Below are 3905 nucleotides of genomic sequence, written 5' to 3'. Positions count from 1 at the left end.
TTGGGAGACACAGGCATGATCGCCCCCGAAACCCTTGCCCGCTGGCAAAGCGCCCTGCCGTTCTGGATGTCTTTTTTGCTGCTGCCGCTGGTTTGGATTTCTGCAGTTTACGGTGGTTGGACGCTGGTCCTGCCGCCGCTGGTGACCTGGCATCTGTTTGCGGTGCTGGACGGGGCATTCGGGTTGAACCTGGAGAACGCCGACCCGGAAACGCCGGACAGTGATCTCACCTGGTACAAGGCGCTGACCGCTGCTTGGGTGCCACTGCAATTCGTCACGCTGTTCGGATTAATCTGGTACGTCAGCGGTGCCGATCATCTGAGTGCATTCGGCAAATTCGCTGTTTTCTTTGGCGTCGGCGTCGTTACCGGCGCCGTGGGTATCAACTACAGCCATGAGCTGATGCACCAGTCCAGCCGGATTGAGCGCTGGCTGGGAGATATCCTGCTGGCGATGGTGCTTTATTCGCATTTCCGTTCCGAGCATTTGCTGGTGCATCACCGCTATGTGGGCACTCCCCGTGACCCGGTGACCGCCCGTTACAACGAGGGGTTTCACCGCTTCTACCCGCGGGTCCTGCGGCAATGCTGGCATTCCGCGTTCCGCGCCGAAAAGGAAAAGCTGGCGAAGAAGAGCCGCCCCTGGACCGACCGTACTAACCCGTTCTTCCGTTATTGGGCGCTGCAGGCAGCCATGCTCATGCTGGCGCTTAAACTGGGCGGCGTGACCGGCGTCTTGCTGTTTTTGGTGCAAGCCGGCGTCGCAATCTGGCAGCTGGAGGTCGTCAACTATGTCGAACACTACGGGCTGACCCGCAAACATCTTGGCGACGGCAAATACGAACCCGTGCAGCCGCGCCATTCTTGGAATGCAGCGCATAAGGCATCGAACTGGCTGCTGATCAACCTGCAGCGACATTCAGACCATCATTACAAACCAAACCGCCGCTTTCCGCTGCTGCAGAACTATACTGAAGCCGACGCACCGCAGCTGCCTTATGGCTACCCGGTAATGACCATTGCCGCGATGGTCCCGCCCTTATGGCGCCGGGTGATGAACCCGCGGGTGCGGCGTTGGCGGCAAACGTACTACCCCGAGATCACCGATTGGCACGCCTACAACAAAGCGCGGAACCCGGTGCCCCGATAGGGCTTACGCCCAGGCCAGAACCGTCATCGGCTGATCCAGCCCGCGCACCTCTTGGTCCGGATGCCGGGTGTTGCCCTCTAGCAGATCCAGGCCGATTTGCTCCGCCCTCACCTGTGCGGCCAGCGTTTCGCTGATCACAATCCCGGCCTGCAGCTTGCGGGTCAGGTTCTCCAACCGGGCGGCGATGTTCACCGTCATGCCCAGCACCGCAAACTCCAGCCGGTTGGAACCAATGTCACCCAGCAACGCTTCGCCATAATGAATTCCGATTCCGGCGCGGATCTCCGGCTTGCCGTGGCGGGCGCGTTCCCTGTTCCATGCCACCAGCGACTCGCGCATGGAATGAGCACAGGCCAGGGCATTGGTGGCATCCTGCCGGCCAGCAACCGGCGTTCCAAAAGTCGCCATCAACCCGTCTCCAAGATATTTATCCAGCGTGCCGTGATGGCGGAACACCTCCCGCTCCATCCGGCCGTGGAATTCCCGCAACAGGTCAATCACCGAACGCGGATCCATGTCTGAAGACAATCGGGTGAAACCCACAATATCGAGAAACAAAACCGCCACATTTTCACTGCGAACCTGTTTCAGCGGTTCGTCGTTCTGCGACAGTTGATTCACCACATTGGGTGAAAAATAGCGTGACAGGTTCGCCCGCTCCCGTGTCAGGCTGGCATTGCTTCTGAGCAGCCCGTTGAACCGGCGCACTGAAAAGCCCAGCGTCACTGCCACCAGCACAAAAACCACTGCCTCCTGCACACGCAACTGAACCATAAAACTGTTGGGGTCGAAAAACTCCGCCAACTCAGGCTCAAAGCCCAAGGCGGCGTTCATGACTTCGGTAAGCCCGGGAACCGGGTTGGAGAACCACCAGACCAGCCCCAGCGCGCCCAGCCACATCGTAGCCGTCCATGTCCCGATCGCAATCACTGTGCGCCAGGAGTAAGCCATGGTGCCCGCGGCCAAGATGACAAAAAAGTACTGAAAATTGTCAAACCTGTACTGCATGGCAACCGGCATGCTGCGGCTGTCAAACGGATTGGGCACAACCAGGCCGAACGTCATGATGAGAAGGTCCAGGAAAATCAGGAACAGCTCCAGCCGCGACTTTCCTACTTTTCCTGCGCGGCTGATGAACCAGCCATTGACGCATAAAAGTGCAAGAATTCCATGATAATAGAGGATTTCCCAGGCCGGGTTCAGGAAGACGATGAAGACCGCGATAATGGGCATCGCGATCCAACGCGCCCGTACCGCCAACTGCAATCCCCGCCGCTTGTGGGCATCCAGAGCAGCCTCGGCAAATTTGCTTTCCGCAGATGACAGCTGCTGGCTACCGGCTTGGAACGCTGAAACGGTTTCGTTTCCGGAGGCAAACGCGGTGTCGGTCATGGGCTTTCCCCTCTTCCCGCTGGCTGTTGCAGCGTTAGTACTGCAGATAGTTGCGCTGATATGAACAGGGAATAGCGCATCACTGTGCAAAAGCACAAAAAACCCCGCCTGATGCAGGCGGGGCAAGGTGTGCGCCTGTGCATTGAGCACAAGCACCTGCAATAGGTTTTTACGCTAAGAACGCCCCGGGCCTCAGTTCTGCATCTCAGCACGTATCTGCTGGCGCAGCACGTCGATCGGTACTGTCTTGCCCTCACGCTTAAAGCACCAGTAGGTCCAGCCGTTGCAGGATGGCGCGTTCTCCAGATGCGCCCCCACCTGATGGATCGAGCCCTTGACGTTGTCGCCCACCAGGGTGCCATCTGCACGCACCTTGGCCTTGTGGCGGCGGTTCATCGAATAGAGCTCTTCACCCGGGCGCAGCATGCCGCGCTCGACCAGTTGGCCGAACGGCACCCGCGGCGCCGCGCGCTTGCTGGCAGAAACCTCCAGCGCCTCGCGGTCGAACTTGCGCACTGCCTTGATCCGCTTTTCCGCCACCTTGCGGTAGGCTTCCTCGCGCTCGATGCCGATGAATTCGCGGCCTAGCATCTTGGCAACTGCGCCAGTGGTCCCGGTGCCAAAGAACGGATCCAGCACTACGTCGCCCGGGTTGGTCGAGCCGACCAGGATCCGGTGCAGCAGTGATTCCGGCTTTTGCGTCGGATGCGCCTTGTCGCCGTTTTCGTCTTTCAGCCGCTCATGGCCGGTGCAGATCGGCAGCACCCAGTCACTGCGCATCTGGATACCTTCGTTCAGCGCCTTCAGGGCTTCGTAGTTGAAGGTGTATTTGGCACCTTCCGACTTGGACGCCCAGATCATCGTCTCATGCGCGTTGGTGAAGCGCTTGCCGCGGAAGTTCGGCATCGGGTTCGACTTGCGCCAGACCACATCGTTCAGCACCCAATAGCCTTGGTCCTGCAGCGCCGATCCGACACGGAAGATATTGTGGTAGGAGCCGATCACCCAGATCGAACCGTTCGGTTTCAGCACCCGGCGCGCCGCCTTGAGCCACTCGCGGGTGAACTGGTCATAGACCGCAAAACTGGAAAACTGGTCCCAGTGGTCATCCACGGCATCGACTTTTGAATTGTCGGGGCGGTGCAGCTGGCCTTTCAGCTGAAGGTTATACGGCGGATCCGCAAAAATCAGATCCACCGAATTGGCCGGAAGGCTGTTCATCGCTTCGATGCAGTCTCCGCCCATAATCGTGTTTAAAGGGAGCGCTGCCGCGCCCTTTGTCATAGTTTTATTCATTGCTCTGCCTCATACCCGCGGCGCATTTTTGCGCTCATTAGGTTGTCCACAGGATGAGTCATCGCGGA

At 58.9% G+C, this 3905-nt stretch carries 3 protein-coding genes; 1 reads left to right on the top strand and 2 read right to left on the bottom strand.

Translation table 11 applies throughout. The features are described from left to right. Positions 1 to 15: 15 nt before the first annotated feature. Positions 16 to 1149: an alkane 1-monooxygenase gene (locus tag A2I95_RS27265; RefSeq protein ID WP_291734947.1), complete on the top strand. Its 1134-nt coding sequence runs from the start codon at positions 16 to 18 to the stop codon at positions 1147 to 1149. A 3-nt stretch (positions 1150 to 1152) separates the two neighbouring features. On the opposite strand, the gene A2I95_RS27260 is transcribed toward A2I95_RS27265, so the two are convergent. Then, positions 1153 to 2541 (bottom strand): adenylate/guanylate cyclase domain-containing protein, encoded by a 1389-nt coding sequence (locus A2I95_RS27260; protein ID WP_027256858.1) that lies wholly within the window; start codon positions 2539 to 2541, stop codon positions 1153 to 1155. A 192-nt stretch (positions 2542 to 2733) separates the two neighbouring features. Then, the gene (locus tag A2I95_RS27255) at positions 2734 to 3837 is read right to left on the bottom strand and encodes a site-specific DNA-methyltransferase (RefSeq protein WP_027256859.1); all 1104 of its coding nucleotides are present in this window, start codon (positions 3835 to 3837) and stop codon (positions 2734 to 2736) included. Positions 3838 to 3905 lie beyond the last annotated feature (68 nt).

It is taken from the genome of Leisingera sp. F5 (assembly GCF_001593695.1).
The sequence above is the reverse complement of the archived record's forward strand: the minus strand, read 5'-3'. Positions and strand labels throughout refer to the sequence as shown.